Here is a 24513-nt window from a genome sequence, read left to right as displayed (position 1 = left end):
CGGCCGGATGCCTGTATGCCTACTGGCCGCTCCCCTGCGGCCGGACCGGGAGCCGCTGCACGCTGTTCCCCACGAACGAGGCATGGCGCGGGAGTTCGGGCTCGGGCAGCGCCAGGTCGAGGTCCGGGAAGCGGACGAAGAGCTGCTCCAGGGCGATGGTCGCCTCCATCCTGGCCAGCGGTGCACCCATGCAGAAGTGGGCGCCGTGGCCGAGCGAGAGGTGCCGCCTCGTGCCGCGGGTGAGGTCGAAACGGTCCGCCTCGGGGCCGTACGCCTGCGGGTCGCGGCCGGCCGCGGAGTAGCCGGCGAGGACGGGCGTGCCCTTGGGGATGGTCGTACCGTCCAGGGTGAGGTCGCGGGTCGGGTATCGGAACGGGAAGTAGCTGACCGGGCTGTCCCAGCGCAGGGTCTCCTCGACCACGTCCGACCAGGTGGCCTTTCCGGCCTGGACCAGGGCGAGTTGGTCGCGGTGGGTGCACAGGGCGCGGACCGCGTTGGTGATCAGGTTCAGCGTCGTCTCGTGGCCGGCGATGATCGTCAGCATCAGGGTGCCGAGCAGCTCGTGCGGGCCGAGCCGGTCGCCGTTCTCCTCGCGGGCCGCGATCAGGGCGCTGGTGAGGTCGTCGCCCGGGGCGGCGGCGCGGGCGGCGGCGACCTGGCTGAGCACCTCCACCATCTCCTTGTTCGCCGCCATGGCCTCCTCGGGGCCGATGTCGGTGGCGACGATCTGGTTCGAGAGGTGGTGCAGGCGGTCGTGGTGCTCGGCGTCGACACCGAGCAGTTCGCAGATGACGCCCATCGGGAGCGGCAGCGCGAAGTGCCGGCGCAGGTCCGCGACGCCGTCGCCGTCCGCCGCCGCGGCGTCCAGGCCGTCGAGCAGCGACTGCGTCAACGCCTCGATGCGCGGTTGCAGTTCGGCCACCCGACGGGCGGTGAACGCCTTGCTCATCAGGGACCGAAGACGCCGGTGGTCGGCACCGTCCGCGGTGGTCATGCCCTGCACGGTGGCGAAGGTCTTCAGCGGCCAGCCGTCGGGTATCCGGCCTTCCTGCAGCTCGGTGAAGTGCTGGGCGTTCTTGGCCACGTCGGGGTGCGCAAGGAACTCCTTGAGCGCGTCATGACCGAGTACGGCCATGCCCTCGACGTCGCCGGGCAGGGTCACCGGAGTGACGGCGCCCTGGGCGAGCAGCCGGGCGTTGGCGGCGTGCGGGCAGCCGCCCGCGGGGTCGAGGCGGTGCGATGGCCTGGGCGCATCGGCGCTGTCGTCCGCGGTGCCCGTGGTGGACGCGGGTGCGTTCGGCGGTGTGGTCAACGGAGGCTCTCCTGCTCGTGGGACGGAAGAACGGCCGGGTGCTGGGCGGCGGATGACTGCTGCTGGGCGCTCGACGGGGGCTGAGGGTGCGCCGTGTGCTGAGGGTGTGCCGTGTGCTGAGCGTTCGCCGACTGCTGAGCGCTGGGCGACCGGCGCCTGCGGAGGTCGGTGAAGGTGACCGGCAGCGCCGCGAGCCCCTTGCTCCAGGGCGACTTGATCCACTCCAACTCGTCCGGGGATATGGACAGTTCGAGATCGGGCAGCCGGTGCAGGATCGTGTCCACCGCGGTACGGGTGATGAGCCTGGCCGGGTCCTGCGCCGGGCACAGGTGTGGGCCGGCGCCGAAGGCGAGGTGCGCGCGGTTGCCCACCACGGGGCTGCCGTCGTCGGGCAGGATCTCCGGGTCCATGTTCGCCGCGGCGAGGCCGAGTATGAGCATGTCGCCGGTGCCGATCTGCCGGCCGCCGAAGAGCATGTCGCGGGTGGCGTAGCGGGCCGGGAAGTTCTGCGTGGGCGGGAAGCGCCACAGGACCAGGTCGAGGGCGTCGTCCACGCTGAGCCTGCCGCCGGTCAGCGAGGAGCGGAACTGCGGGTCGCAGAGCAGGATCCGCAGGGTGGTCGCGATCCAGTTGACCGTGGTCTGGTTCCCCGCGACGAACATCACGACCAGGTTGTGCAGTACTTCGTCGTCGGTGAGCTGCGCGGGGTGGTGCAGCAGGGCCGAGGTGACATCGTGGCCGGGGCGGCGGCGCTTCTCCTTGATGAGGGCGTCCAGGATGGCGCCCATCCGCCTGCTCGCGTCCGCCGATGCGCTGGTGGCGGCGACGGTGCCGGCGACCGCCTCGACCAGCTGCCGGCCGGTGTGTTCGTCGACGCCGAGCAGGGCGGTGATGACTCGCATGGGCAGCTGGCGCGCGTAGTCGGCCACCAGATCGGCCCGGCCCGGCTGCGCGAACGAGTGGATGACCTGCTCCGCGGTGTCCCGCACCAGTCGCCGCAGCTCATGGCCGTTGATCCCGGACAGCGCGGTGGAGACCGCGGCCCGCATCCTGCGGTGCTGCTGCCCGTCGGCGAACAGCAGGGCCGGCCGCCAGCCGACCATGGGCAGGATCGGGGAGTCCGCGGGCACCCGGTTCTCCCGCAACAGGCGCCAGCGGCGCGGGTCGTGGGAGAAGTCCTGCTCGTCGCGGGTCAGCCGGAGCAGCTCGTGATAGCCGAGTACGAGCCAGGCGTTGATGCCCGGGGCCACCGACACGGGCGCCACCGGGCCGTGCTCCCGGCGCAGTTCCTCGTAGAGCGCGGGCAGCATGTCACCGTCCACGTCCGGACCGTGGAGGGCGGTCGGTGCGGACTGTGCTCCGGTGACGGGGCACCGGCCGGGCGGGCCGAGGGGGCCCGGGTCTCCGGGGCTCGGCTGCGGCCGCCCGTCCGGGCCGTGCGGCGTGGTCATCTGGACTCCGTGGCGACGTGGATGAGGTGGCGGACAAGGGCGATCAGGGCCCGTACCGACGAGGACAGGTCACGTGCGTCGCACGCCACCAGCGGGGTGTCCGGCAGTAGGTCGAGGGCCGCGCGCAACTGGTCCTCGGGGTGCTGCGGGCTCCCCGGGAAGACGTTGGCCGCCACGGCGAACGGCAGCCCGAGATCCTCCAGATTGCCGAGCGCGTCGAACGACGCCTCCAGATCACGGGTGTCGATCAGGGCCAGCGCACCGAGCGCCCCCTTGGCCAAGTCCCGCCAGGCGGGCAGGAACCGCTGCTGCCCCGGGGTGCCGAACAGATACAGGACCAGGTCCCCGTCGAGCGTGATCCGGCCGAAGTCGAGGGCGACGGTGGTCGTGGTCTTCGTACCGGACACCGCGGTGTCGACCCGGGCGCCTGCCTGGGTCATGACCGCCTCGGTGAACAGCGGCTTGATCTCCGAGACGGTGCCGATCAGCGTGGTCTTGCCGACCCCCAGCGGGCCCACCACGAGGATCTTCGCCGCACCGGCCACAGTCGGGCTCACGTACTTGCCCGCGTCGGGTACGGGCGGGGCGTCCGACGGTCCGGTGGGGGCCGAGGGAGCGCCGGATTCGGGTGGCGCGGATTCGGGTGGTGCGGATTCGGGTGGCGCGCCGGAGTCCGGTGGGGCGGTCCCGGGCGACACGTCAGAGGCGGCTTTCGAGACCATGGAGGACCTTTCTGAGCATGGTCACATCGGCGCGTTCGGCCGTGGGGATGGGCGGGCGGGTCACGATCAGTCCCCACTCGAGGAGATCGGCGAGCAGCACCTGGACGACCGAGGGCGGCTGCCCGATGTGCGCGGCCACCTCGGCGACCGAGAGCAGCCCCTGACAGTGCGCCAGGATCTTCTGGTGCTCGGGCTGGAGCGAGGCGGGGAACGCCTCGTCGGTCGCCATCACCAGCGACTCCCAGGCCAGCGTCTGGGCATCGGACACCGCCCGGCCGCGCGTGATGACATACGGGCGGATCGCCGAGGTCGTGCGCTCCTCCGGCCGGCGCTCCGTCACGACGATGCGGCTGCCGTGTCCCGCGGCTGACTGGTCAGATGGGCGCCGATCTTCGCGACCAGCAACTGCATCTGCTGGGCCACCAGGCCGACGTCCGCCTGCGGATCGGTGGCGACACCGAGATACGCCCCCTCCCCGGCATGGGTGAAGAGCACGAATCCGTGATCCGACTCCACCATCTGCTGCCGTACCCGAGCTCCGGCACCGAACAGCAGCGACGTGGTCGAACGCCCCGTCATCGTCATCGCCGCGCACGCCGCGGAGAGCGCCTCCGCCTCGTCCACGCTGAGCGCAGCCACCGGACCGGTGAGGTTCGCCGCGGACATGTGGCCGAGCCGCAGCCCGTCCTCGGACACCACCACGGCGTGCCGGACGCCGGGTATCTCGGTCAGCGGGCGGAGCATCCAGCCCAGGTCGGGAAGGGGGGCGATGGTTCCGGTCACGGCCGGCCTCCGTCGTGCTCGTCGGGGGTTGGGGATGGGGACGGTTCGAGAGGAGGCAGCGGGGCCGCCGTCGTGCCAGGGCCTGCCGCCGGCGTTTCCTCGGCGCGGAGTTCCGCGCGGCCGCGCAGGGTGCCGGACACCACGCTGGCGATCGACGCGCCCGCCGCCTCCGGCGTCCAGGGCTCGGCGGCCGGCTCGGGCTGCGGCGCCGGAGCAGCCCCGGACTGCGCTGCGGCGGGCAACGACCGCATGGCCGCCTGGGTCGCGCCACGCCTACTCCGCCGCCGCGGAAGGCCGACGGGGGTTTCGGCGGGGCCCGCGGGGCCCTCCGGCGTCGGGGCCCCGGGTGGCAGGTCCAGTGGATTCACAGGTTCCGCCTGCTCCGCCGGGGGCAGCGGAGACGAAGACGGTGGTGCGGAGGACGGCAACGGCTGCGCGGAGAAGGGCAGTTGCCCACCCTTCGCGGCCGTCGTCGTCGCGGGTGTCGCCGCTGTCGCAGGTGTCGCCGCCGTGGCAGGTGTCGCCGCCGTGGCAGGTGTCGCCGCTGTCGCCGCCGGCATCGGCGCCTGCGCGGGAGCGCCCGGCGCCGCTGCGCCTGCCTGCCCGTCTCCCGGCCGCCCCGGCCCCGGCATCAGCACGGCCGCCGGTTCGTCCTGCCGCTGCTGCGGCATCCCGTACGGGTCCGGCCACCTCGCGGGCGCCGCCGACTGCTGGGCCGGTTCGGTCATCAGGTGGAACGGTACGAACGTCACCGCACACGTACCGCCGTACGCCGACGTCCCGTTCAGCTTCACCTCGAAGCCCAGCTCACGGCTCCACCGCCCGACGCAGGCGAGTCCGAGACGCGGCACCGCACCGAGCCGGGCCAGGTCCTGGTCGTCGCGGAGCAGCCGGGTGGCCTGCTCGAGCACGTCCTGCGGCATGCCACGCCCGGCATCCTCGATCTCGATGACCGCTCCGGCGCCGACCTCCCGGATGTTGACCACGACCGGGTGGTTCTGGGGCGAGAACGTGGTGGCGTTGTCCAGGAGTTCGGCGATGGCGTGCATCAGGCCTTCGACGGCCGGAGCCACCGCGTACAGCGTCTGCCCGCCCCTCACCTCGATACGGCTGTACTCCACGATCCGTGACTGCGCGCCGCGCACGCAGTCGTACAGGGAGACCGGGCGGTTCTCCCGTCGCGCGGGCCACACTCCGCACATCACCAGGAGCGTCTGCGCCTTACGGGTCATCTGCGCCGCAGCGTGGTCGGCCTTCATCACATCGGCCATCACCCGGGGGTCGTCGATGGACTGCTCCACCTGGTCCAGGAGTTGCTGCTGTACGGACGCCATCGCGTGCATGGTCCGCGCGACGGACTCGAAGGCGGCCTGCACGGAGTCGCGCAGCCCGCGCTCACGCCGCATCGCCTCGTCCGAACCCAGCGCCACGATCATCGCGGACACGGCCCGCTCGAACTCGGCACCGGTCTCACCGGGCGCCGCCAGCGGCCCCGGAACGCCTTCCAACCGCTGTCCCGCACGCACCCGTTCGGCGATCGCCGGAGCCCGTACGCCCGCCAGGTGCACGACCTCAGCACCGCGGGCCGCGGCAAGCCGCTCAGCCCCCGCACGCTCCGCGCGCTCGGCGGACAGCCGCCGGGCCAGCACCAGCAGCCCGGTCAGCAGGAGCACGGCCACCGAGGCGCAGCCGGCGGCCAGCGCCGCACGCCAATCGTCGGCCGCGCCCATCAGTACGAGGACGGCGACCCCGCCCGCGACCACCACGGCCGCGGCCCAGACCGCAGCCGTACGGCCTCCGAAACCGCGGCTCACCACGGCACACCCGACCCGACGCCCCTGCGCACCCCAGCCACGACGAATGCCCCTTCCGGCACACCGAACTCCCATGCGAAATAGGGAATATGGCAACCCTAGATCAACACGCCCGATTTGACTTCCCTTCTTGACAACCAGATCTCCACACACCATCCCCTCCCGGCACCTCGCTCTCACTCCTCGATCACCGTCGGGCACGGGAGCACGGCCCTGACCGGCACCGGTACGCCCCCACCCGGCCTCAGCTCCTCCTGCCAGCCCCAGCTCCCCCTTGCAGCCTCAACTCCCCCTTTCCAGCCTCAACTCCCCATCCATGAGCGGGCCCTGCCCTGGATCGCACCTCCGCATCGAACGGCCCCGCTCCGGCCCGCACGGTCACATCCGCGATCTCCCCACGCACCGTGCAGCGCACCAACTCGCCCCGTTGCGCCCGGGCCACCCGAGCGCCCGTCGCGCAGGCCGGCTGCTGCCCGTCCAGGGCACGGTCCGCCACCGCGAGGGCCACCAAGTCCGCTGCTCCGCCCGCCCGGTGGCGGCCCAGGATCGCCTGCCCCATGAGCAACACCACACCGACCACCACGGCCAACACCCCGACCACGAACACCGCCCACACACTGGCCACCCCGTCATCCGCCCGCCACGGCGCCGTCCTCGCGCCTCTCGGCCACGCCGCCCTCCTCGCTCTCCACCGCGCCACCCACCCGGTCCTCCGCCAACGCAACCGCTTCGGCACCCACATCAAGCGCCAGCCCTCCGATCCCCGCCGAGCGGGCCTCGACCGACACCCGCACCAATTCCCCCTCTCTGCCTACGGAGACCCGAGCCCCACGCGGCGCCGCCTGCTCCGCGACAGCCACCACATCCGCCGATGCTTCCTGCCGGGCCGCCGCCCTGGCGCCGGCCCGGGCGGCGTCCACGCACTGGATCTGGGCGCAGGCCGCCATCAGTCCCCAGAGCATCGACACCGCGACGATCGCAAGCACCGGCAGCACCACGGCGGTCTCGGCCGTCACACAGCCCTCATCCACTCCGCTCCGCTCAGAACTGGGCATCGAGCCCCTTGCCGATGACCGCCTCCAGCGCACCCTTGACCATGTCGCTGGTGACCACCCGGTAGAGCACCGCGGCAAATCCACAGGCCGCCACGGTCCCCAGCGCGTACTCGGACGTGATCATCCCGTCGTCCCCCAGCCCGTGCCGCCTCCTCTCCCTCGGCACCCGCAGGACCCGAACCCGCCACCGCCGCACGCCTCGCATCACCCGTGCCCACCGAACAGACCTCATCGCACACCCCTCACAAGCCCTCGAACTCCTCTGAATCCCGAACCGCTACGAATCCCGAACCCCCATGAATCCCGACATCCCTCATCCGACCTCTCGGCCACCCCGAGCCACCCGCCTCAACAGATGCGCACTCATTCGCCGTTCAAGATCTGGCCTGTGAGTCCGATCAGCACGGGCACGATGCCCACCATCAGGAACGCCGGCAGAAAGCAGAGCCCCACGGGCGCAGCCATCACCACCGCCGCCCGGCGCGCCCTCGCGATGGCCGCCCGCGCCCAGACCGACCGGCACTCGGCCGCCAGACCTGCCACTTGCTCGGCGGCCGGTGCCCCGGACGCCTCCGCCCGCTCCAGACAGCGCGCGAGCGAGGCCGCCCCCCGCCCGGGTATCGCGGCCAACCTTCCCCAGGCCTCGGCCGGTTCACCACCGAGCCGCAGTTCGGCGGCCACTCTCGTCAGGCACCGCCCCACCGGCCCCGGCAAGGACCGCCCCACGTACTCGGCGGCCACGACGGGCCGTGCCCCGGCCGCCACACAGGCGGCCAGCAGATCCGCGGCCAACGGCAACTGCCGTTCCGCCTCCGCCGATTCGGCCGTTCCTTCCGCAGCGTCCCGTCCGTGCAGTCGACGCCGTACGAGATACGCCACGATCAAGCCGACCAGCCCGCCGAACGCGCCTCCCCACAGCGCGTAACCCGCACAGGCCACCCCCACCACCGGCACCCACCCGGCTCCCGCACCAGCCCCCGACAACCACCGTCCGATCCGCGCTCCGGACGTCGAGTCAGACCTCACCCCGCACCGCGGACCGTGCCCCTCCTCCCGCCGCAGCCCGTGCTTCACGTCCGACGGCATCAGATGTCCCAGCGCCCGCACCCGAGCACGAACCCCTCGCACCTGCCGCCCGGCCACCACGGCCCACACCACCGACACGATCCCCAGAAACCCAGCACCGATCAACAGCCCCACCCCCAGCCTGTGGACAACTTCCGTACCCGACACCGCAAATCCCCTCATCTCACCACTCACCGCTCATCCCTCCGCCCCGCGCACGATCGACCAGGCCCACCAGAGCCCCACCCCTTCCAGCACCGCGCCCACAGCCAGACATCCGAGCCCCGCTCCCGTATGCAGCAGGACTCGCAACGGATCCGCCCCGAACGCGGCTCCCATCAGCAGCCCGACCACCGGCAACCCGGCCAGCAACACCGCCGTGGCCCGCGCCCCTGCCAACTGGGCCTGCAGCTGGTCCCGTTGATCCCGCTCGGCCCGCAGCGCGCCCTCGAGCCGAGCGAGCCCCGTATCGAGTCCTGCGCCCCGCTCCACCGCCACCGACCAGCACGCCGCAAGCCCGAGCAGCCCCTGGGCGCCCGGCGCCTTCGCGGCCTCCCTCAACGCCCCAGGCACATCGCCACCGAACCGCGCCGCGGCCAGCACCACGCCCGTCCCGCTCCCCATCCCCGCGCCGGCCTCCCGCGCCGCGGTCAACAGCGCCTCGGCCGGCTGCCGCCCGGCCCGCACTTCGGCGGCCACCGCACCGCACAAGGCGATGACGGCATCTCCCCGCTCCCGCGCCGTACGCGCCTGCGCCCGCGAGCGCCAGACTCTCGCCAACACCGGGGCCGCGACTCCGCAGAGCAGCAGCGGCACCACCGATCCGCCGTGCACCGCGAGCACCAGCCCCACGGCCACACACCAGGCTTCGGGCCTACGCCCACCCGACCTCCCTCGCTCCGCCCACCACTGCGCACACCCGGCAACCCGACCGCCGTCCGCCGCATCGCCGACCACGAACAACGCGCGAACCCGCCGCTGCTCCCGCCCTCGCACCCTCATGCCGCACCCCCGGACTCCGCACCGACGTGCGCACCGTCGACCAGCGCACCGTCGAATCCGCCGAGCAGCCCTCGAAGCCGCTCCCATCCCGCCGCCCGCTCGAACGCCCTCGGCCCCCACCGCAGAGCCGGCACCGCCCGCACCAACCCGTCGCCACCCCGCTCGAGCACCCGCACCTCCGCGACGCGCCGTCGACCGCTCCGGTCCCGGTCGAGGTGCAGTACGACGGACAGCGCGGCCGCCAACTGGCTGTGCAGAGCGGCACGATCCAGCCCGGCCGCCGTGGCCAGCGCCTCCAGACGGGCCGGCACATCCGCGGCGGCATTCGCATGAACCGTCCCCGAACCACCTCCGTGCCCGGTGTTGAGAGCGGCCAGCAGATGGACGACCTCGGCCCCTCGCACCTCCCCGACCACCAGCCGGTCGGGCCGCATCCGCAGCGCCTGCCGCACGAGGTCCTGCAGCGTGACCAGGCCGGCGCCCTCCTGGTTCGCCGGACGCGTTTCGAGGCGGACCACATGCGGGTGATCGGGCCGCAACTCCGCCGAGTCCTCGGCGAGCACGATCCGCTCCCGAGCCCCGACGACCCCGAGCAGCGCCGCGAGCAGGGTGGTCTTCCCCGACCCCGTACCTCCGCTGATCACGAACGAGAGCCTGGCCTCGATCAGCGCCCGCAGCACGGCGTCACCTCCCGGCGGCACGGTCTCGGCCGCCACCAACTCGGCCAGCGAGAAGGCCTTCGGCCGCACCACGCGCAGCGACAGACAGGTCGAGCCGACGGCGACCGGAGGAAGCACGGCGTGCAGACGCGTGCCGTCCGGCAGTCGAGCGTCCACCCAGGGCCGGGCGTCGTCGAGGCGCCGTCCGGCCACCGTGGCGAGGCGCTGCGCCAGGCGCCGCACTGCGGCCGCGTCGGCGAAGCGGATCGAGGTCAGTTCGAGACCGTGCCCGCGGTCGACCCACACCCGGTCCGGTGCCGATACGAGGACATCGGTGACCTCGGGGTCGGCGAGCAGGGTTTCCAAAGGACCGGCCCCGACCAGTTCCGAGCGCAACTCGCCCACCACTTCGAGAAGTTCGCGGTCGCCGAGCACTCTGCCCCGCGCGCGGAGGGCTTCGGCGACTCGCGCCGGGGTGGGCTCGGCCCCGCGTTCGGTGAGCCAGTGGCGTACCGCGTCGAGCAGTGTGCCCGTCATGACCGGCCACCCGCGGGCACCCGCTGCCAGAAGGCCTCACAGAACCGGGCGAGCGGTCCGCGCTGCCGGGCACCGGGCGGTGCGTCGTCCCGCGCGAGCCCCGGCTCGTCGGGGAGCTCACCTGCCAGCGGCAGACCGAGCAACCGGGCCACTTCCTCGGCGCCGATGCCCACGGTGAAAGGCCCTCTCACGACCGCCCGCAGATCCCCGAGCACCATCCCGGCCGCCGCGGCCACCCTCCCTGACGCCGCCACGGGCCGAAGCGCGGCCGGCACCACAAGCAGCCCGACATCCAGCTGCGTCAGAGCTTCGGCGACCGCGGCGTCGACCCTGCGCGGAAGATCCACGACGACCACGCCGCCGCGACGTCGCGCCGCGGCCAGCACGGCCCGCATCGCTTCGGCGGGCACCGCCACCGAATCTCCCCGGTCCCAGCTCAGGACGCGGAGCGCATGCAGCTCGGGCAGCGCGGCCTCCAGGGCCCCGCTGCCGAGCCGCCCACGCGATTCGGCGAAGGCGGGCCAGCGCAGTCCTTTCGCCGCCTCTCCGCCGAGCAGTACGTCCAGCCCGCCTCCCAGCGGATCGGCGTCCACCAGCATGGTGCGTCGTCCGGCTCTGGCCGCCGTCACCGCGAGGGCGCAGGCCAGCGTGGAGGCACCGGCACCTCCGCATCCGCCGAGCACGCCGACCGTCAGGGCATGCCCGCCGACGCCCTCCACCACATCGGCGATGCGGTCCACCAGCCATTGCTCGCTGTCCGGCAGTCTCAGCACGTGATCAGCACCGATCTCGACGGCCCGCTGCCAGACATCCGGATCGTCCTGGTCGTGTCCCACCAGGCAGACGCCGCGTCTGCGGGCGGCGCCATGCAGCCGCCGGGCCGCGTCGTCGCCCACCAGCACCAGGGACGCCGCGTCCCAACTGCCCGTACGGTCCGGGATCGCAGGGTGCACTTCCGGCCGTGCGCCCGCCGCGGCACACAGCCGCAACAAGTCGTCGAGCAGCGCCGCGTCCTCCGTGACGATCAGCGGTCCCTCGAGCTGTCCTGCTCCGGCCGCCGGCCGGTCGTGCGTGATCGATGCGGGCACGATCTCCGCCCCCTCTCGCTGTGAACGTGGTGAATCCGCAGTCGCGAAGTGGGCCGTGAACACAACCGCGAACTTCGCGAGCGGGATTCACCATGAGCGAGTACTGGAAATCGTGTGGATCTTGGTCCAAAACTGTGGACAACTCGCGGGTTGTGAATAACTCGCTCACTCAAAGCGGTGAGGTACGCGGGCGATCCCCGGATCTTCCCCACAGCAGCCCTACCATCACGCACAGTGACGACACGGGCCGGACGGGACGCCGGCACACCGAAGCGCCGAGGAGGCGAAGTTGATCAAAAGAAAAGGGCCCAAACGGGCCCGGACATGCGACGACCCCCGCCGGGGGGGAGAGCGGGGGTCGTCCCCACGGCCGACTCGGGGGGGGGAGGAGTCGGACCGGGTTAGCACGGTCGCGAACGATCCGTGACTTCCATGGTGTACCCGAGAGCCTTCTCAGGCAAACCCACGCGCCACACCTTACGCCGAATGGTGGGCGCCTATGCTCGACCCCGTGGAAAACCACTCGTCACCTCGGACAGCCGCCTTCTTTGACCTGGACAAGACGGTCATTGCGAAGTCGAGCACGCTCACCTTCAGCAAGTCGTTCTACCACGGTGGACTGATCAACCGCAGGGCCGTTCTGCGTACCGCCTACGCCCAGTTTGTGTTTCTCGCCGGCGGCGCGGACCACGATCAGATGGAGCGGATGCGCGAATACCTCTCGGCCCTGTGCCGCGGCTGGAATGTGCAGCAGGTCAAGGAGATCGTCGCGGAGACTCTGCACGATCTGATCGACCCGATCATCTACGACGAGGCCGCCTCCCTCATCGAGGAGCACCACACCGCCGGACGGGACGTGGTGATCGTCTCCACCTCCGGCGCCGAGGTGGTGGAACCGATCGGCGAACTGCTCGGCGCGGACCGCGTGGTGGCCACCCGCATGGTGGTCGGCGACGACGGCTGCTTCACCGGCGAGGTGGAGTACTACGCGTACGGGCCGACCAAGGCGGAGGCGATCCGGGAGCTGGCCAGGAGCGAGGGCTACGACCTGGAGCGCTGCTACGCCTACAGCGACTCGGCCACCGACCTGCCGATGCTGGAGGCCGTGGGCCACCCGCACGCGGTGAACCCGGGCCGCAGCCTGCGCCGCGAGGCGATCACCCGGGACTGGCCGATTCTCGACTTCCACCGGCCGGTTCCCCTCAAGCAGCGCGTCCCGTCGCTGACAGTCCCGCCGCGCCCCGCCCTGCTGGCTGCCGCCGCCGTCGGCGCCGCGGCGGCCACCGCGGGACTCGTCTGGTACACGAGCAGGCGCCGCGCCGCGGTCTCCTGACCGGCTCGAGCCCGACCGCCGCTTCTGTCCCTTATATTCTGCGCCCGATTTATACCTGTTTGAAGCTAAAAGTAAAGAACTGCGTCCAGGGCTTTCGCATCCCGGGTGACAGGAGTACAAAGGATTCAACGGCCCGCGAGACCAAGGACATCCGAGAGGATTACCTAGTAACGCAATTTGGCCCCACGGACCGCGCATGGACGTACAGCACCCACGCGACGTCGACCCGTCGATTACGGGCCAGCCGCACCAGGCAACGGGCAAAGACCCCGACCTGATGGGCAAATACACGAGGACGCTTGGTAACTGGGCGGACATGCCAGCGGCGGTACCGGGACCGGTACCGCCGCAACCCTGTTCAGGCCGTTCGCGCGCTACGACTGCCGCTCAGGCTCAGGCCGCCCCGCGCTGCAGTGCTTCACACACAGCCGTCGATTCCCGCGCCCCGAGCTCGACAGCCTTGCCGCAGTGGACGATCCAGGCCGCCATCCCCTCCGGCGTACCGGAGACATAGCCGTCGAGCGCCGCACAGTAGGCCGCCCGCCCGAGCTCCGCATGCCCCACCTCGGCCGGGCACACCGACTTCGGATCGAGACCGCTGCCGACCAGCACGATGCGCTCCGCCGCACGCGCGACCAGACCGTTGTAGGAGCCGAACGGCCGCAGCGCGAGCAGCTCACCGTGCACCACCGCCGCGGTGACGAGCGCCGGCGCCGAACTGCCTTCGACGATCAGCCGGGACAGGCCCTCGAGGCGGCCCGCCACCTCGTCCGCATCGGGCAGCGCCACCTCGATCAGCGGCTCGTCGACCGGTTCGCCCGCCTGCCGCGGCCGGCCCACCGCCTCGTCCTGCACCCCGGCGGCGACCAGGTGCAGACGCGCCAGTACGCGCAGCGGTGACTGCCGCCAGATGGAGAGCAGTTGCCCCGCCTCCGCGGTCAGCCGCAGGGCCGCGCCGATCGCACGCGCCTCGTCCTTACCGCCGAAGTCACTGCGCCTGCGCACCTCTTCGAGCGCCCAGTCGGCGCCGGCGAGTGCGGCGGAGCCACGGGCTCCGCGCAGCGCGGCCTCCGAGGTGATCTCGTTGCTGCGGCGCCGCATGACCCGGTGACCGTAGACCCGGTCGACGGACTTGCGCACCGACTCCACGCTGTCGGCGACGCCCGGGAGGGAGCCGAGAACGGAGAGCGGATCGGCTGTCGTACTCATAAGTACGACACTACGCACCCAATGGCACCGCCCCACGAAGGAGTGGTCTTCTTCACGCCGGACTGCAACCCACCGCGAGCGCGCCACTACGCTTGGTGAACATGAAAATTGCTTTCGTCGGGAAGGGCGGCAGCGGCAAGACGACGCTGTCCTCGCTCTTCGTCCGCCATCTCACGGCCGCCGAGACCCCGGTCATCGCGGTGGACGCGGACATCAACCAGCACCTCGCGGCCGCCCTCGGTCTGGACGACGAGGAGGCCGCCGCGCTGCCCCCGATGGGAGCGCAGCTGCCTCTCATCAAGGACTATCTGCGCGGCACGAATCCACGGATCCCGTCCGCGGAGACCATGATCAAGACGACGCCGCCCGGCGAGGGCTCGCGGCTGCTCGGGGTGCGCGAGGAGAATCCGGTGTACGCGGCCTGTGCCCGGAGTGTGGAACTCGACGGCGCCGCCGCCCGTTTGATGGTCACCGGTCCCTTCACCGAGTCCGATCTGGGTGTCGCCTGCTACCACTCCAAGGTCGCAGCGGTGGAGCTCTGCCTCAATCACCTCGTCGACGCCCGCGACGAGTACGTGGTGGTCGACATGACGGCCGGCTCCGACTCCTTCGCCTCCGGCATGTTCACCCGCTTCGACCTGACGTTCCTGGTCGCCGAGCCCACCCGTAAGGGGGTGTCCGTCTACCGCCAGTACAAGAACTACGCCCAGGACTTCGGCATCGCTCTGGCGGTGGTGGGGAACAAGGTGCAGGGCGAGGACGACATCGCCTTCCTGCGCGACGAGGTCGGCGACGACCTGCTCGTCACCTTCGCCCACTCCGACTGGGTACGCGCGATGGAGAAAGGCCGCCCGCACCCCTTCGACCGGCTCGAACCGGCGAACGCCACCGCCCTGCGGACGATGGCGGCAGCCGCGGACGCCTCGTACGAGCAGCGGGACTGGGAGCGTTACACGCGCCAGATGGTCCACTTCCACCGCAAGAACGCGGCGAGTTGGGGAAATGCGAAGACGGGCGCCGATCTGGCGGACCAGATCGACCCCGCCTTCGTACTCGGTGAGGGTCTCGTTCCCGGTGACGGGATCCGTCAGGGCGCAGGAGTCAGTGCTGCTCCTTGTGCCCCTCTCCCGGCTTGACCGCCGGGGCGCCCGGTACGCCCTTGGGCGCCGGGGCGGGCTTGCCGGAGAGGTACGCCGGCCAGCCCTCCTTCGGCGCCTTGCCGACACCGAGCTTGCGCATCTTCTCCAGGACCTTCGGGTCCTGGGCGTCGAGCCAGTCGGCGAGTTGACGGAAGGAGACGCAGCGCACCTCCTTCTTGGTGCAGACGCGCTCGATGGTCTCCTCGATGGCACGCATATAGGTGCCGCCGTTCCACGACTCGAAGTGGTTCCCGATGACGAGCGGGGCACGGTTGCCGTTGTATGCGCGCTCGAAGCCCTGGAGCAGGCCGTCACGCATCTGGTCGCCCCAGTACTCGTGCTTGGCGGGGTCGCCCTTCGTGGTGCCGCCCGACTGGTTGACCATGAAGTTGTAGTCCATGGTCAGCGTCTCGAAGGCCCGGCCGGGCACGGGGACCAGCTGCATGGACAGGTCCCACAGTCCCTCCTTCTTCTTGGGCCAGAGCTGGTTGTTGACGCCGCTCGTGTCGTAGCGGAAGCCGAGTTCGCGTGCGGCCTTCATGAAGTTCTGCTGGCCCTCGAGGCAGGGAGTGCGGGCCCCGACGAGTTCCTTGTCGTAGTCGAAGGGCAGCGGCGAGGCCTTCTTGTCGCCGGTGTTGGTCTTCCACTGCTTGACGAACGACTTGGCCTGGTTGATCTCGCTCTTCCAGTCCGCCACGGACCACTCGCCGACGCCCCGGCCCTTGCCGCAGAAGTGGCCGTTGAAGTGGGTGCCGATCTCGTTGCCGTCGAGCCAGGCGCCGCGCAGCTGCTCCACGGTGTCCTTGATGCCCTGGGCGTCATTGAAACCGATGTCGGAGCTGCCCTGCTCGTGCTGCGGCGGGCTGTACTGACCCCGCTTGCCCTCGGGCAGCATGTACACGCCGCTGAGGAAGTACGTCATGGTGGCGTTGTTGGCCTTGCCCACCTCGCGGAAGTGCGAGAAGAGCTTCTGGCTGTCCTCGCCCGCGCCGTCCCAGGAGAACACCACGAACTGCGGCGGCTTCTGACCGGGCTTCAGACGCTCGGGCTTGGGCTGCTTCGGCTGCGCCCCGGTGTACGCGGTCGAGCCGTCGCCGATCAGGCGTACCGCGCTCTTCGGGGCGGGCGCCGCCTTCTTGGGGCCGTGCGCCCCTTCGTTCTTCTGCTGCCCGGACTCTCCGCCCGAGCAGCTGACTAGTCCCACGGTGCAGGCCGCGACGGCGACACCCGCGGCAAGTCTCCTGGTGGCGGCCTTCATCCGCCCACCTCTTCCTTCGGGTCGGGGTCTCTTCGGCAGCTGCGCGACCGCCCTGCCGATGGCGCCGCCAAAATCGCACGCCGTAACGGAGCGAAAGGTACGACAAGCCGCAAAGATGCTCTATTCGCTCAGTTGAGTGAATGGATGCACCATTTGCCCGGCTCGCCCGACCCAATTCTTTACTCTCCATTACTGTCCGTTTACTGAGAGTTGGCGATTCCCGCCGCCCTCAAGCAACCGTCCCCTTTCTCCGCACTGCCGGTCCCGCGCACACCCATGCGCAGATCCCTCACGAGACGGGAAAACATGTCCGCTTCTGTCCCCGCCCGCGCCGACGACTCCGGCCCCACCCACGACCAGCGGCCGCACGGTCCGCCGCAGCGCCGCCGCCGTATCGCCGGAGCCGATGTCTCCGCCTCGATCGCCGTCTTTCTGATCGCCCTCCCGCTGTCCCTCGGGATCGCTCTGGCCACCGGCGCCCCGCTGCAGGCCGGGCTCGTCGCGGCCGCCGTCGGCGGAATCGTCGCCGGAGCGTTCGGCGGCGCACCCCTGCAGGTCAGCGGCCCCGCCGCGGGCCTGACGGTGGTGACCGCCGATCTCATCCAGCAGTACGGCTGGCGCACCACCTGCGCCATCACCGTGCTCGCCGGGCTCGCCCAACTCGGCCTGGCCTTCCTCCGAGTGGCCCGTTCCGCCCTGGCCGTGAGTCCCGCGATCGTGCACGGCATGCTGGCCGGCATCGGCATCACGATCGCCTTCGCGCAGCTGCACATCGTGCTCGGCGGCAGTCCGCACAGCTCGGTCGTGGACAACGTCCGCCAACTGCCCTCCCAACTGGCCGACCTGCACCCGGCCGCGGTATCGGTCAGCGCGCTCACCCTGGTCGTGCTGCTCGGCTGGCCCAGGATCCCCGGCCGGTCCGGGCGACTGCTGCGCACGGTGCCGGCGGCGCTCGCCGCGGTGACCGTGGCCACGCTGGTCGCCGCGATCGGCGGGCTGCGCCTCGACCGGGTCGATCTGCCGTCCTGGAGCAGCCATGCGCTCGTCGGACTGCCCGACGGCCCGGTGCTCGGGCTCATCGCCGCGGTGCTCACCATCACCCTGGTCGGCAGCGTCGAGTCGCTGCTCTCCGCCGTCGCCATCGACAAGCTGGCCGCGAGCCGCAAGTCCGGACCACGCGTGCCACGCGCCCACCTCGACCGCGAACTGCGCGGCCAGGGCGCGGCCAACATCGTCTCGGGCACCCTCGGCGGCCTGCCCGTCACCGGCGTCGCCGTACGCAGCTCGGCGAATGTCCGAGCGGGTGCCGTGAGCAGCAACTCGGCCATTCTGCACGGCATCTGGGTGGTGATCGCCGCCCTCGTCCTGGTTCCGGTGCTCGATCTGATCCCGCTCGCCGCGCTGGCCGCGCTCGTCATGGCGGTCGGCGTACAGATGGTCTCGCTCACCCACATCCGTAATGTCACCCGCCATCGCGAGGTCCTGGTGTACGGGGCGACCACCGTGGGAGTCGTCCTGCTCGGGGTCCTGGAAGGGGTGGCGATCGGCATCGTCGTCGCGGTCGCGGTGGCGCTGCACCGGCTCTCGCGCACCCGGATCACCCATGAGGAGCGGGAAGGGGTCCACCATGTGCGGGTGCGCGGCCAGTTGACGTTCCTCGCCGTGCCCCGGCTGACCCGGACCCTGCATCTCGTACCGCATACGGCGGATGCGGTGGTGGAGTTGGACGGTTCGTTCATGGATCACGCCGCGTACGAGGCACTGCAGGACTGGCAGGATTCGCACACCACGCACGGGGGGTCGGTCGAGCTGACCGGTCGCTCCGGCGGGCGGATCGCCGAGCCGGCCGGGCGGGGCGACCACTGCTGCCGGCCCTGGACGGCCTGGCGCAATCACCGTTGCGAGCGCCCGGCCGAGCACGGCGAGCGGCGCGGGCATCAACTGGCCAGCGGGATCAGCGCGTTCCAGCGGGACACCGCGCCGCTGGTGCGCGGCGAGCTGGCCCGGCTCGCCGAGGAGGGCCAGCGCCCCTCGCAGCTCTTTCTGACCTGCGCGGACTCCCGGGTCGTGACGTCGATGATCACGTCCAGCGGGCCGGGCGACCTGTTCGTCGTACGGAACGTGGGCAATCTGGTGCCGCCGCCCGGCGAGGAGAGCGGGGACGACTCGGTGGCGGCGGCGATCGAGTACGCCGTGGACGTGCTCGAGGTCGATTCGATCACGGTGTGCGGGCACTCCGGCTGCGGCGGCATGCAGGCGCTGCTGCAGGGTGCGCAGCGTACGGACGGGGCGGACGACGCCGCGGACGGCCCCTCGATGGCGGCCGATCCGCACGAGCTGCCCGCCACCCCGTTGCGGCGCTGGCTGCGGCACGGCGCTCCCAGCGTGGAGAGGATGTCGCGGCAGGGGCCCAACTGGGCGCGGATCGCGGGCCGTCCGCCGGCCGACGCGGTCGAGCAGCTGTGTCTGACCAATGTGATCCAGCAGTTGGAGCATCTGCGCGCCCACGAGTCGGTCGAGCGGAGACTCGCGGACGGGAGCCTCGCGCTGCACGGGATGTACTTCCACGTGGGTGAGGCGCAGGCGTATCTGCTCACCGGCGCGGACGATTTGTTCGACGTGGTGGCTCCCGCGCGCCTGCAGGCGGCGCGCGTCTGAACCGGAGCGTCCCGGGCTCCGTGAGACTGTGTGGCCCCACCCTCCGGGGCCACACACCCGGCACAAGGCGCACAGGTCTAAACCAGTTTTCCACAAGCCCTTGTCACCAGGGGCGGGCGTCTGATGAGCTGTGGCCTGGGACACAACGGTCGCCCAGCGACAAAGCACCGTAAGGGAGATGTCGTGAGCAACGAAAGCCTGGCCAACCTTCTCAAGGAGGAGCGACGCTTCGCGCCGCCTGCCGACCTGGCCGCGAACGCCAACGTCACGGCGGAGGCGTACGAGCAGGCCAAGGCTGACCGTCTGGGCTTCTGGGCCGAGCAGGCCCGGCGCCTCAGCTGGGCCACCGAGCCGACCGAGACCCTCGACTGGTCGAATCCGCCGTTCGCCAAGTGGTTCGCCGACGGCCGGCTCAATGTCGCGTACAACTGCGTCGACCGCCACGTCGAGGCGGGCCACGGCGACCGGGTCGCCATCCACTTCGAGGGCGAGCCCGGCGACAGCCGCGCGATCACCTACGCCGAGCTCAAGGACGAGGTCTCCAAGGCGGCCAACGCCCTGACGGAGCTGGGCGTCGGCAAGGGCGACCGGGTCGCCGTCTACATGCCGATGATCCCCGAGACCGCCATCGCGATGCTGGCCTGCGCCCGTATCGGCGCCGCCCACTCGGTGGTCTTCGGCGGATTCTCCGCCGACGCGATCGCCAAGCGCGTCGAGGACGCCGATGCCAAGGTCGTCATCACCTCCGACGGCGGTTACCGCCGCGGCAAGCCGTCCGCGCTGAAGCCGGCCGTCGACGAGGCCGTCTCGCGCGTGGACAGCGTCGATCACGTCCTCGTCGTCCGCCGCACCGGCCAGGAAGTGGCGTGGAACGAGGACCGAGACCTGTGGTGGCACGAGGTCGTCGAGCGACAGAGCGCCGAGCACACCCCGGAGGCCTTCGAGGCCGAGCAGCCGCTCTTCATCCTCTACACCTCGGGCACCACGGGTAAGCCGAAGGGCATCCTGCACACCTCGGGCGGATACCTGACGCAGGCCGCGTACACCCACCACGCGGTTTTCGACCTCAAGCCGGAGACCGACGTCTACTGGTGCACCGCCGACGTCGGCTGGGTCACCGGCCACTCGTACATCGTCTACGGCCCGCTGGCGAACGGCGCGACGCAGGTCATGTACGAGGGCACCCCGGACACCCCGCACCAGGGCCGCTTCTGGGAGATCGTGCAGAAGTACGGCGTCACGATCCTCTACACGGCGCCGACCGCGATCCGTACGTTCATGAAGTGGGGCGACGAGATCCCCGCGAAGTTCGACCTGAGCAGCCTCAGGGTGCTCGGCTCGGTCGGCGAGCCGATCAACCCGGAGGCCTGGGTCTGGTACCGGAAGAACATCGGCGGCGACCGCTGCCCGATCGTCGACACCTGGTGGCAGACCGAGACCGGCGCGATGATGATCTCGCCGCTGCCCGGTGTCACCGAGACCAAGCCGGGCTCCGCCCAGCGCGCCCTGCCGGGCATCTCCGCGACCGTCGTCGACGACGAGGCGCGGGAGGTGCCGGACGGTGGCGGCGGCTATCTGGTCCTGACCGAGCCGTGGCCGTCCATGCTGCGCACCATCTGGGGCGACGACCAGCGGTTCATCGACACCTACTGGTCGCGCTTCGAGGGCAAGTACTTCGCCGGTGACGGTGCCAAGAAGGACGAGGACGGCGACGTCTGGCTGCTCGGCCGGGTCGACGACGTGATGCTGGTCTCCGGGCACAACATCTCGACGACCGAGGTCGAGTCCGCGCTCGTGTCGCACCCGTCGGTGGCCGAGGCCGCGGTCGTCGGTGCCGCGGACGAGACCACCGGTCAGGCCATCGTCGCGTTCGTGATCCTGCGCGGTGCCGCCGACCAGTCCGACGAGCTGATCGCGGAGCTGCGGAACCACGTCGGGGCCACCCTCGGCCCGATCGCCAAGCCGAAGCGGGTCCTTCCGGTGGCCGAGCTGCCCAAGACACGTTCCGGGAAGATCATGCGCCGCCTGCTCCGGGACGTCGCCGAGAACCGCGAGCTCGGAGATGTGACCACCCTGACCGACTCCTCGGTCATGGACCTGATCCAGACCCAGCTGCCGTCGGCGTCCTCCGAGGACTGAGCCGATACGACTGAGTCACCCGGCCCGCTCGGCATCAGCGGGCCGCCGCATCGCCACGACAGGGCATCCGGCCTCCCGCCGGGTGCCCTGTCCGGTGTTCGCGCCGAACACCTGCCGGGGTGCACGCCGCGCGGCCGACGCCCACCGGTGCGAAGATCGCCGCATGTACGGCCTTATACCAGGCAGGTAGGGTGAGACCAGCGTCAGTCACACGAGACGCATGACAAGGTGCGCCGGGAAGTCTGGTCGGCAACGAGTTCGTTGTACCCGTCTTCCGGAGGTATCGCACCGTGGCCGCGCCCGCTCCCCGCAACGACCGCAAGGTCATGGGTCCACTGTCCCTGCCCGAGCGGAACTTCGTCGCCGAGGCCCTGCGTACCGAGACCGTCGGCGGCATCCTGCTCCTCCTCGCCGCGGTCGCCGCCCTGATCTGGGCGAACACTCCGTTGCGCGACGCCTATGAATCGGTGCGCAGTTTCCACATAGGACCGCACGCTCTCGGCCTCGATCTGAGCATCCAGCACTGGGCCGCCGACGGACTGCTCGCGGTCTTCTTCTTCGTCGCCGGCATCGAGCTCAAGCGGGAACTCGTCGCGGGCGAACTGCGCGACCCCAAGGCCGCGATCCTGCCGGTCGTCGCCGCACTCTGCGGAATGATCGCCCCCGCCCTGGTCTACGTCCTGGTCAATGTGACCGGCGACGGATCGCTGAGCGGCTGGGCCGTGCCGACCGCCACCGACATCGCCTTCGCGCTCGCCGTGCTCGCCGTGATCGGCACCTCGCTGCCGTCCGCGCTGCGCGCCTTCCTGCTGACCCTGGCCGTGGTGGACGACCTCTTCGCGATCCTGATCATCGCCGTGTTCTTCACCAGCGAGATCAACTTCCTGCCGCTGGCCGGCGCGGCCGTCGGACTCGGCCTGTTCTGGCTGCTGCTGCGGAAGGGCGTACGCGGCTGGTACCTGTACGTCCCGCTCGGCATCACGATCTGGGCGCTGATGTACAACAGCGGCGTGCACGCCACCATCGCCGGTGTCGCGATGGGCCTGATGCTGCGCTGCTCCCGCCGCGAGGGCGAGGCCCAATCCCCCGGTGAATACATCGAGCACCTGGTGCGGCCACTGTCCGCGGGCCTCGCCGTACCGCTGTTCGCCCTCTTCTCCGCGGGTGTGGCCGTCTCGGGTGGCGCGCTCGGCAAGGTCTTCGAGCAGCCGGAGACGCTCGGGGTCGTCCTCGGACTCGTGGTGGGCAAGACGATCGGCATCTTCGGCGGCACCTGGCTCGCCGCCCGCTTCACCCGGGCGGAGCTGAGCGACGATCTGGCCTGGCCCGACCTCTTCGCCGTCGCGTCCCTGGCCGGCATCGGCTTCACCGTCTCGCTGCTCATCGGCGAACTCGCCTTCGAAGGCGACGGCCCGATGACCGACAGCGTGAAGGCCGCCGTGCTGTGCGGTTCGCTGATCGCCGCGGTGCTGTCCGGCGTCCTGCTGAAGATCCGGAACGCCAAGTACCGCAGGCTCACCGAGGAGGAGGAGCGGGACGAGGACCACTCGGGCATCCCCGACATCTACGAGATCGGCGACCCGGCGTACCACCTGCGGATGGCCGCGTACTACGAACGGAAGGCGGCCGAGCACCGTGAGCTCGCCGATTCGGCGGCCGCGAGCGGCGCCGAGGACCGAGGTCCGGCATGATTCGACTCCAGGCCCGCACGCCGGACCGGCCCCGTACTCTCGGGTAGACCCGGTATGACCGGGTAGGCCCCCGGGCACTCGGCCGTCCGGCCGGGGCACCGCAGCAGAAGAGAAGAGGGAGACCGCGATGAGCGCAGCCGATGGCGCCGACCGCAGCCTTGGACAGCTGGTCGCCTCGGCCACCGCCGAGATGTCCGCACTGATGCACGATGAGATCGCGCTGGCCAAGGCCCAGTTGCGGCAGGACGCCAAGCGGGCCGGGATCGGCGGCGGAGCGTTCGCCGCGGCGGTGGCCGTCCTCATCTTCTCGCTGCCGATGCTGAGCTTCGCCCTCGCGTATGGCATCCACGCCTGGAGCGGCTGGCATCTGTCCGTCTGCTTCCTGCTCTCCTTCGCGGCAAACGTCCTGGTCGCCGGGCTGCTCGCGCTGATCGGCGTCCTCTCCGTCAAGAAGGCCAAGAAGAGCAAGGGCCCGCAGAAGGTCGCGGCATCGGCCAAGGAGACGGCCGCCGTACTGGGGAACGTCAAGCCGCATCCGCGCGCCGTCCCCTCCGGGACCAGCGAACTGCCGGCCGCGACCCCGGTCGACGCGGCGCCTGTGGCACGCTCGTCCTCATGACGGAACCCGCCACTCCACCCGCGCCCGTTTCGGCCGTCCGTATCGACGGCCCCTGGACGCACCGGGACGTCGCCGCCAATGGCGCGCGCTTTCACGTGGCCGAGGCGGGGGACGGTCCCCTCGTCCTGCTGCTGCACGGCTTCCCGCAGTTCTGGTGGAGTTGGCGGCACCAGCTGACCGCGCTCGCCGACGCCGGCTTCCGCGCAGTCGCGATGGATCTGCGCGGCGTCGGCGGCAGCGACCGCACACCCCGCGGCTACGACCCGGCGAATCTGGCGCTCGACATCACCGGGGTCGTACGGTCGCTCGGCGAGCCGGACGCGGCGATCGTCGGGCACGACCTCGGCGGCTATCTGGCCTGGACCGCCGCCGTGATGCGGCCCAAGCTGGTGCGCCGGCTCGCGGTCGCCTCCATGCCGCACCCACGGCGCTGGCGCTCGGCGATGCTCTCGGACGTCAAGCAGACCGCGGCCGGTTCCTACATCTGGGGCTTCCAGCGGCCGTGGATCCCCGAGCGCCGGCTCGTCGCGGACGACGCCGCGCTGACCGGGCGCCTGATCCGCGAGTGGTCGGGGCCGCGGCTTCCGGACGACGAGGCGGTGGAGGTGTACCGGCGAGCCATGTGCGTGCCGTCCACGGCGCACTGCTCGATCGAGCCCTACCGCTGGATGGTGCGCTCGCTCGCGCGGCCGGACGGCATCCAGTTCAACCGGCGGATGAAGATGCCGGTACGGGTGCCGACCCTGCATCTGCACGGCTCGCTCGACCCGGTGATGCGCACCCGCAGCGCCGCGGGCTCCGGCGAGTACGTCGAAGCGCCGTACCGCTGGCGGCTGTTCGACGGACTCGGGCACTTCCCGCACGAGGAGGACCCGGTGGCGTTCTCCACCGAGCTCATCAACTGGCTGAAGGATCCGGAACCCGACCGGTAGGCCGGGACCGGCGACCGTCCAGCGGGACCGGCGGGACGTTCCGCCGA

General features: G+C 71.1%; 22 protein-coding genes. 7 read left to right on the top strand and 15 right to left on the bottom strand.

Annotation, left to right across the window (positions count from 1 at the left end):
* Positions 1-19: 19 nt before the first annotated feature.
* From DY218_RS02115 to ssd, 13 genes are all read right to left on the bottom strand, one after another.
* Positions 20-1312 carry a cytochrome P450 family protein gene (locus DY218_RS02115; RefSeq protein WP_128554139.1) on the bottom strand — a complete coding sequence of 431 codons (1293 nt, stop codon included), beginning with the start codon at positions 1310-1312 and terminating at the stop codon, positions 20-22.
* Positions 1309-2763: a cytochrome P450 gene (locus tag DY218_RS02110; RefSeq protein WP_233521302.1), complete on the bottom strand. Its 1455-nt coding sequence runs from the start codon at positions 2761-2763 to the stop codon at positions 1309-1311. The genes DY218_RS02115 and DY218_RS02110 overlap by 4 nt, the downstream gene beginning before the upstream one ends.
* Entirely contained in the window at positions 2760-3308 is a 549-nt protein-coding gene (locus tag DY218_RS02105; RefSeq protein WP_233521309.1) for a GTP-binding protein, read from the bottom strand. The genes DY218_RS02110 and DY218_RS02105 overlap by 4 nt, the downstream gene beginning before the upstream one ends.
* 154 nt (positions 3309-3462) lie before the next feature.
* A complete protein-coding gene (locus tag DY218_RS02100; RefSeq protein ID WP_128554137.1) occupies positions 3463-3825 on the bottom strand; it encodes a DUF742 domain-containing protein in 363 nt (120 codons plus the stop codon).
* Positions 3822-4268: a roadblock/LC7 domain-containing protein gene (locus DY218_RS02095; protein WP_128554136.1), complete on the bottom strand. Its 447-nt coding sequence runs from the start codon at positions 4266-4268 to the stop codon at positions 3822-3824. The genes DY218_RS02100 and DY218_RS02095 overlap by 4 nt, the downstream gene beginning before the upstream one ends.
* The gene (locus tag DY218_RS02090; protein ID WP_325051955.1) at positions 4265-6082 is read right to left on the bottom strand and encodes an ATP-binding protein; all 1818 of its coding nucleotides are present in this window, start codon (positions 6080-6082) and stop codon (positions 4265-4267) included. Before DY218_RS02090 ends, DY218_RS02095 begins: the two co-directional genes overlap by 4 nt.
* 244 nt (positions 6083-6326) lie before the next feature.
* A complete protein-coding gene (locus DY218_RS02085; protein ID WP_128554135.1) occupies positions 6327-6824 on the bottom strand; it encodes an Rv3654c family TadE-like protein in 498 nt (165 codons plus the stop codon).
* The gene (locus DY218_RS02080) at positions 6712-7137 is read right to left on the bottom strand and encodes a TadE family type IV pilus minor pilin (RefSeq protein ID WP_128554134.1); all 426 of its coding nucleotides are present in this window, start codon (positions 7135-7137) and stop codon (positions 6712-6714) included. The genes DY218_RS02085 and DY218_RS02080 overlap by 113 nt, the downstream gene beginning before the upstream one ends.
* Entirely contained in the window at positions 7124-7261 is a 138-nt protein-coding gene (locus tag DY218_RS35770; protein ID WP_407703537.1) for a DUF4244 domain-containing protein, read from the bottom strand. Before DY218_RS35770 ends, DY218_RS02080 begins: the two co-directional genes overlap by 14 nt.
* Before the next feature lie 239 nt (positions 7262-7500).
* Positions 7501-8091 (bottom strand): type II secretion system F family protein, encoded by a 591-nt coding sequence (locus DY218_RS02070; protein ID WP_325051954.1) that lies wholly within the window; start codon positions 8089-8091, stop codon positions 7501-7503.
* 309 nt (positions 8092-8400) lie between these two features.
* A complete protein-coding gene (locus DY218_RS02065; protein ID WP_128554133.1) occupies positions 8401-9204 on the bottom strand; it encodes a type II secretion system F family protein in 804 nt (267 codons plus the stop codon).
* Positions 9201-10400 (bottom strand): TadA family conjugal transfer-associated ATPase, encoded by a 1200-nt coding sequence (locus DY218_RS02060; RefSeq protein WP_128554132.1) that lies wholly within the window; start codon positions 10398-10400, stop codon positions 9201-9203. Before DY218_RS02060 ends, DY218_RS02065 begins: the two co-directional genes overlap by 4 nt.
* Positions 10397-11488, bottom strand: coding sequence for a septum site-determining protein Ssd (gene ssd, locus DY218_RS02055; RefSeq protein ID WP_128554131.1), 1092 nt, complete (start codon positions 11486-11488; stop codon positions 10397-10399). Before ssd ends, DY218_RS02060 begins: the two co-directional genes overlap by 4 nt.
* A 499-nt stretch (positions 11489-11987) precedes the next feature.
* Here ssd and DY218_RS02050 point away from each other — a divergent pair, with 499 nt between their 5' ends.
* The gene (locus DY218_RS02050; protein ID WP_128554130.1) at positions 11988-12821 is read left to right on the top strand and encodes an HAD family hydrolase; all 834 of its coding nucleotides are present in this window, start codon (positions 11988-11990) and stop codon (positions 12819-12821) included.
* A 393-nt stretch (positions 12822-13214) separates the two neighbouring features.
* Here the strand turns inward: DY218_RS02050 and DY218_RS02045 are convergent, their stop codons facing one another.
* Positions 13215-14030: a Fic family protein gene (locus DY218_RS02045; RefSeq protein WP_128554129.1), complete on the bottom strand. Its 816-nt coding sequence runs from the start codon at positions 14028-14030 to the stop codon at positions 13215-13217.
* 101 nt (positions 14031-14131) lie between these two features.
* Between DY218_RS02045 and DY218_RS02040 the strand changes: the two genes are divergently transcribed.
* Positions 14132-15166, top strand: a complete 1035-nt coding sequence (locus DY218_RS02040) for an ATP-binding protein (protein WP_128554128.1) — start codon at positions 14132-14134, stop codon at positions 15164-15166.
* Here the strand turns inward: DY218_RS02040 and DY218_RS02035 are convergent.
* Positions 15132-16427 (bottom strand): polysaccharide deacetylase family protein, encoded by a 1296-nt coding sequence (locus DY218_RS02035; protein WP_128554127.1) that lies wholly within the window; start codon positions 16425-16427, stop codon positions 15132-15134. The genes DY218_RS02040 and DY218_RS02035 overlap by 35 nt on opposite strands.
* Positions 16428-16733: 306 nt before the next feature.
* On the opposite strand from DY218_RS02035, the gene DY218_RS02030 reads away from it, so the two are divergent.
* The 5 genes from DY218_RS02030 (at position 16734) to DY218_RS02010 (ending at position 24466) form a co-directional block, all read left to right on the top strand.
* Positions 16734-19085: a bifunctional SulP family inorganic anion transporter/carbonic anhydrase gene (locus DY218_RS02030; protein ID WP_128554126.1), complete on the top strand. Its 2352-nt coding sequence runs from the start codon at positions 16734-16736 to the stop codon at positions 19083-19085.
* Between the two features lie 123 nt (positions 19086-19208).
* Positions 19209-21224 carry an acetate--CoA ligase gene (gene acs / locus DY218_RS02025; RefSeq protein ID WP_128554125.1) on the top strand — a complete coding sequence of 672 codons (2016 nt, stop codon included), beginning with the start codon at positions 19209-19211 and terminating at the stop codon, positions 21222-21224.
* 326 nt (positions 21225-21550) lie between these two features.
* Complete coding sequence (nhaA, locus tag DY218_RS02020) at positions 21551-22915, top strand: Na+/H+ antiporter NhaA (RefSeq protein WP_233521308.1); 1365 nt, start codon at positions 21551-21553, stop codon at positions 22913-22915.
* Positions 22916-23042: 127 nt separating this feature from the next.
* Positions 23043-23534 (top strand): phage holin family protein, encoded by a 492-nt coding sequence (locus tag DY218_RS02015; protein ID WP_128554123.1) that lies wholly within the window; start codon positions 23043-23045, stop codon positions 23532-23534.
* On the top strand, positions 23531-24466 hold the full coding sequence (locus DY218_RS02010) for an alpha/beta fold hydrolase (RefSeq protein WP_128554122.1): 936 nt from the start codon (positions 23531-23533) through the stop codon (positions 24464-24466). Before DY218_RS02015 ends, DY218_RS02010 begins: the two co-directional genes overlap by 4 nt.
* Positions 24467-24513: the final 47 nt, after the last annotated feature.

This window comes from Streptomyces triticagri (assembly GCF_003429565.1).
Classification (GTDB): Bacteria; Actinomycetota; Actinomycetes; order Streptomycetales; family Streptomycetaceae; genus Streptomyces; species Streptomyces triticagri.
This window is presented reverse-complemented; position numbering and strand designations above follow the sequence as displayed.

What these genes read in the sequence shown, in the direction of transcription:
- DY218_RS02110 (WP_233521302.1), bottom strand. Translation starts at nt 2,763, where the DNA reads ATGACCACGCCGCACGGCCCGGACGGGCGGCCGCAGCCGAGCCCCGGA.
- DY218_RS02085 (WP_128554135.1), bottom strand. Translation starts at nt 6,824, where the DNA reads ATGTGGGTGCCGAAGCGGTTGCGTTGGCGGAGGACCGGGTGGGTGGCG.
- DY218_RS02080 (WP_128554134.1), bottom strand. Translation starts at nt 7,137, where the DNA reads ATGCCCAGTTCTGAGCGGAGCGGAGTGGATGAGGGCTGTGTGACGGCC.
- DY218_RS35770 (WP_407703537.1), bottom strand. Translation starts at nt 7,261, where the DNA reads ATGATCACGTCCGAGTACGCGCTGGGGACCGTGGCGGCCTGTGGATTT.
- DY218_RS02065 (WP_128554133.1), bottom strand. Translation starts at nt 9,204, where the DNA reads ATGAGGGTGCGAGGGCGGGAGCAGCGGCGGGTTCGCGCGTTGTTCGTG.
- DY218_RS02060 (WP_128554132.1), bottom strand. Translation starts at nt 10,400, where the DNA reads ATGACGGGCACACTGCTCGACGCGGTACGCCACTGGCTCACCGAACGC.
- DY218_RS02050 (WP_128554130.1), top strand. Translation starts at nt 11,988, where the DNA reads ATGCTCGACCCCGTGGAAAACCACTCGTCACCTCGGACAGCCGCCTTC.
- DY218_RS02045 (WP_128554129.1), bottom strand. Translation starts at nt 14,030, where the DNA reads ATGAGTACGACAGCCGATCCGCTCTCCGTTCTCGGCTCCCTCCCGGGC.
- DY218_RS02040 (WP_128554128.1), top strand. Translation starts at nt 14,132, where the DNA reads ATGAAAATTGCTTTCGTCGGGAAGGGCGGCAGCGGCAAGACGACGCTG.
- DY218_RS02035 (WP_128554127.1), bottom strand. Translation starts at nt 16,427, where the DNA reads ATGAAGGCCGCCACCAGGAGACTTGCCGCGGGTGTCGCCGTCGCGGCC.
- DY218_RS02030 (WP_128554126.1), top strand. Translation starts at nt 16,734, where the DNA reads ATGTCCGCTTCTGTCCCCGCCCGCGCCGACGACTCCGGCCCCACCCAC.
- acs (WP_128554125.1), top strand. Translation starts at nt 19,209, where the DNA reads ATGAGCTGTGGCCTGGGACACAACGGTCGCCCAGCGACAAAGCACCGT.
- nhaA (WP_233521308.1), top strand. Translation starts at nt 21,551, where the DNA reads ATGGGTCCACTGTCCCTGCCCGAGCGGAACTTCGTCGCCGAGGCCCTG.
- DY218_RS02015 (WP_128554123.1), top strand. Translation starts at nt 23,043, where the DNA reads ATGAGCGCAGCCGATGGCGCCGACCGCAGCCTTGGACAGCTGGTCGCC.
- DY218_RS02010 (WP_128554122.1), top strand. Translation starts at nt 23,531, where the DNA reads ATGACGGAACCCGCCACTCCACCCGCGCCCGTTTCGGCCGTCCGTATC.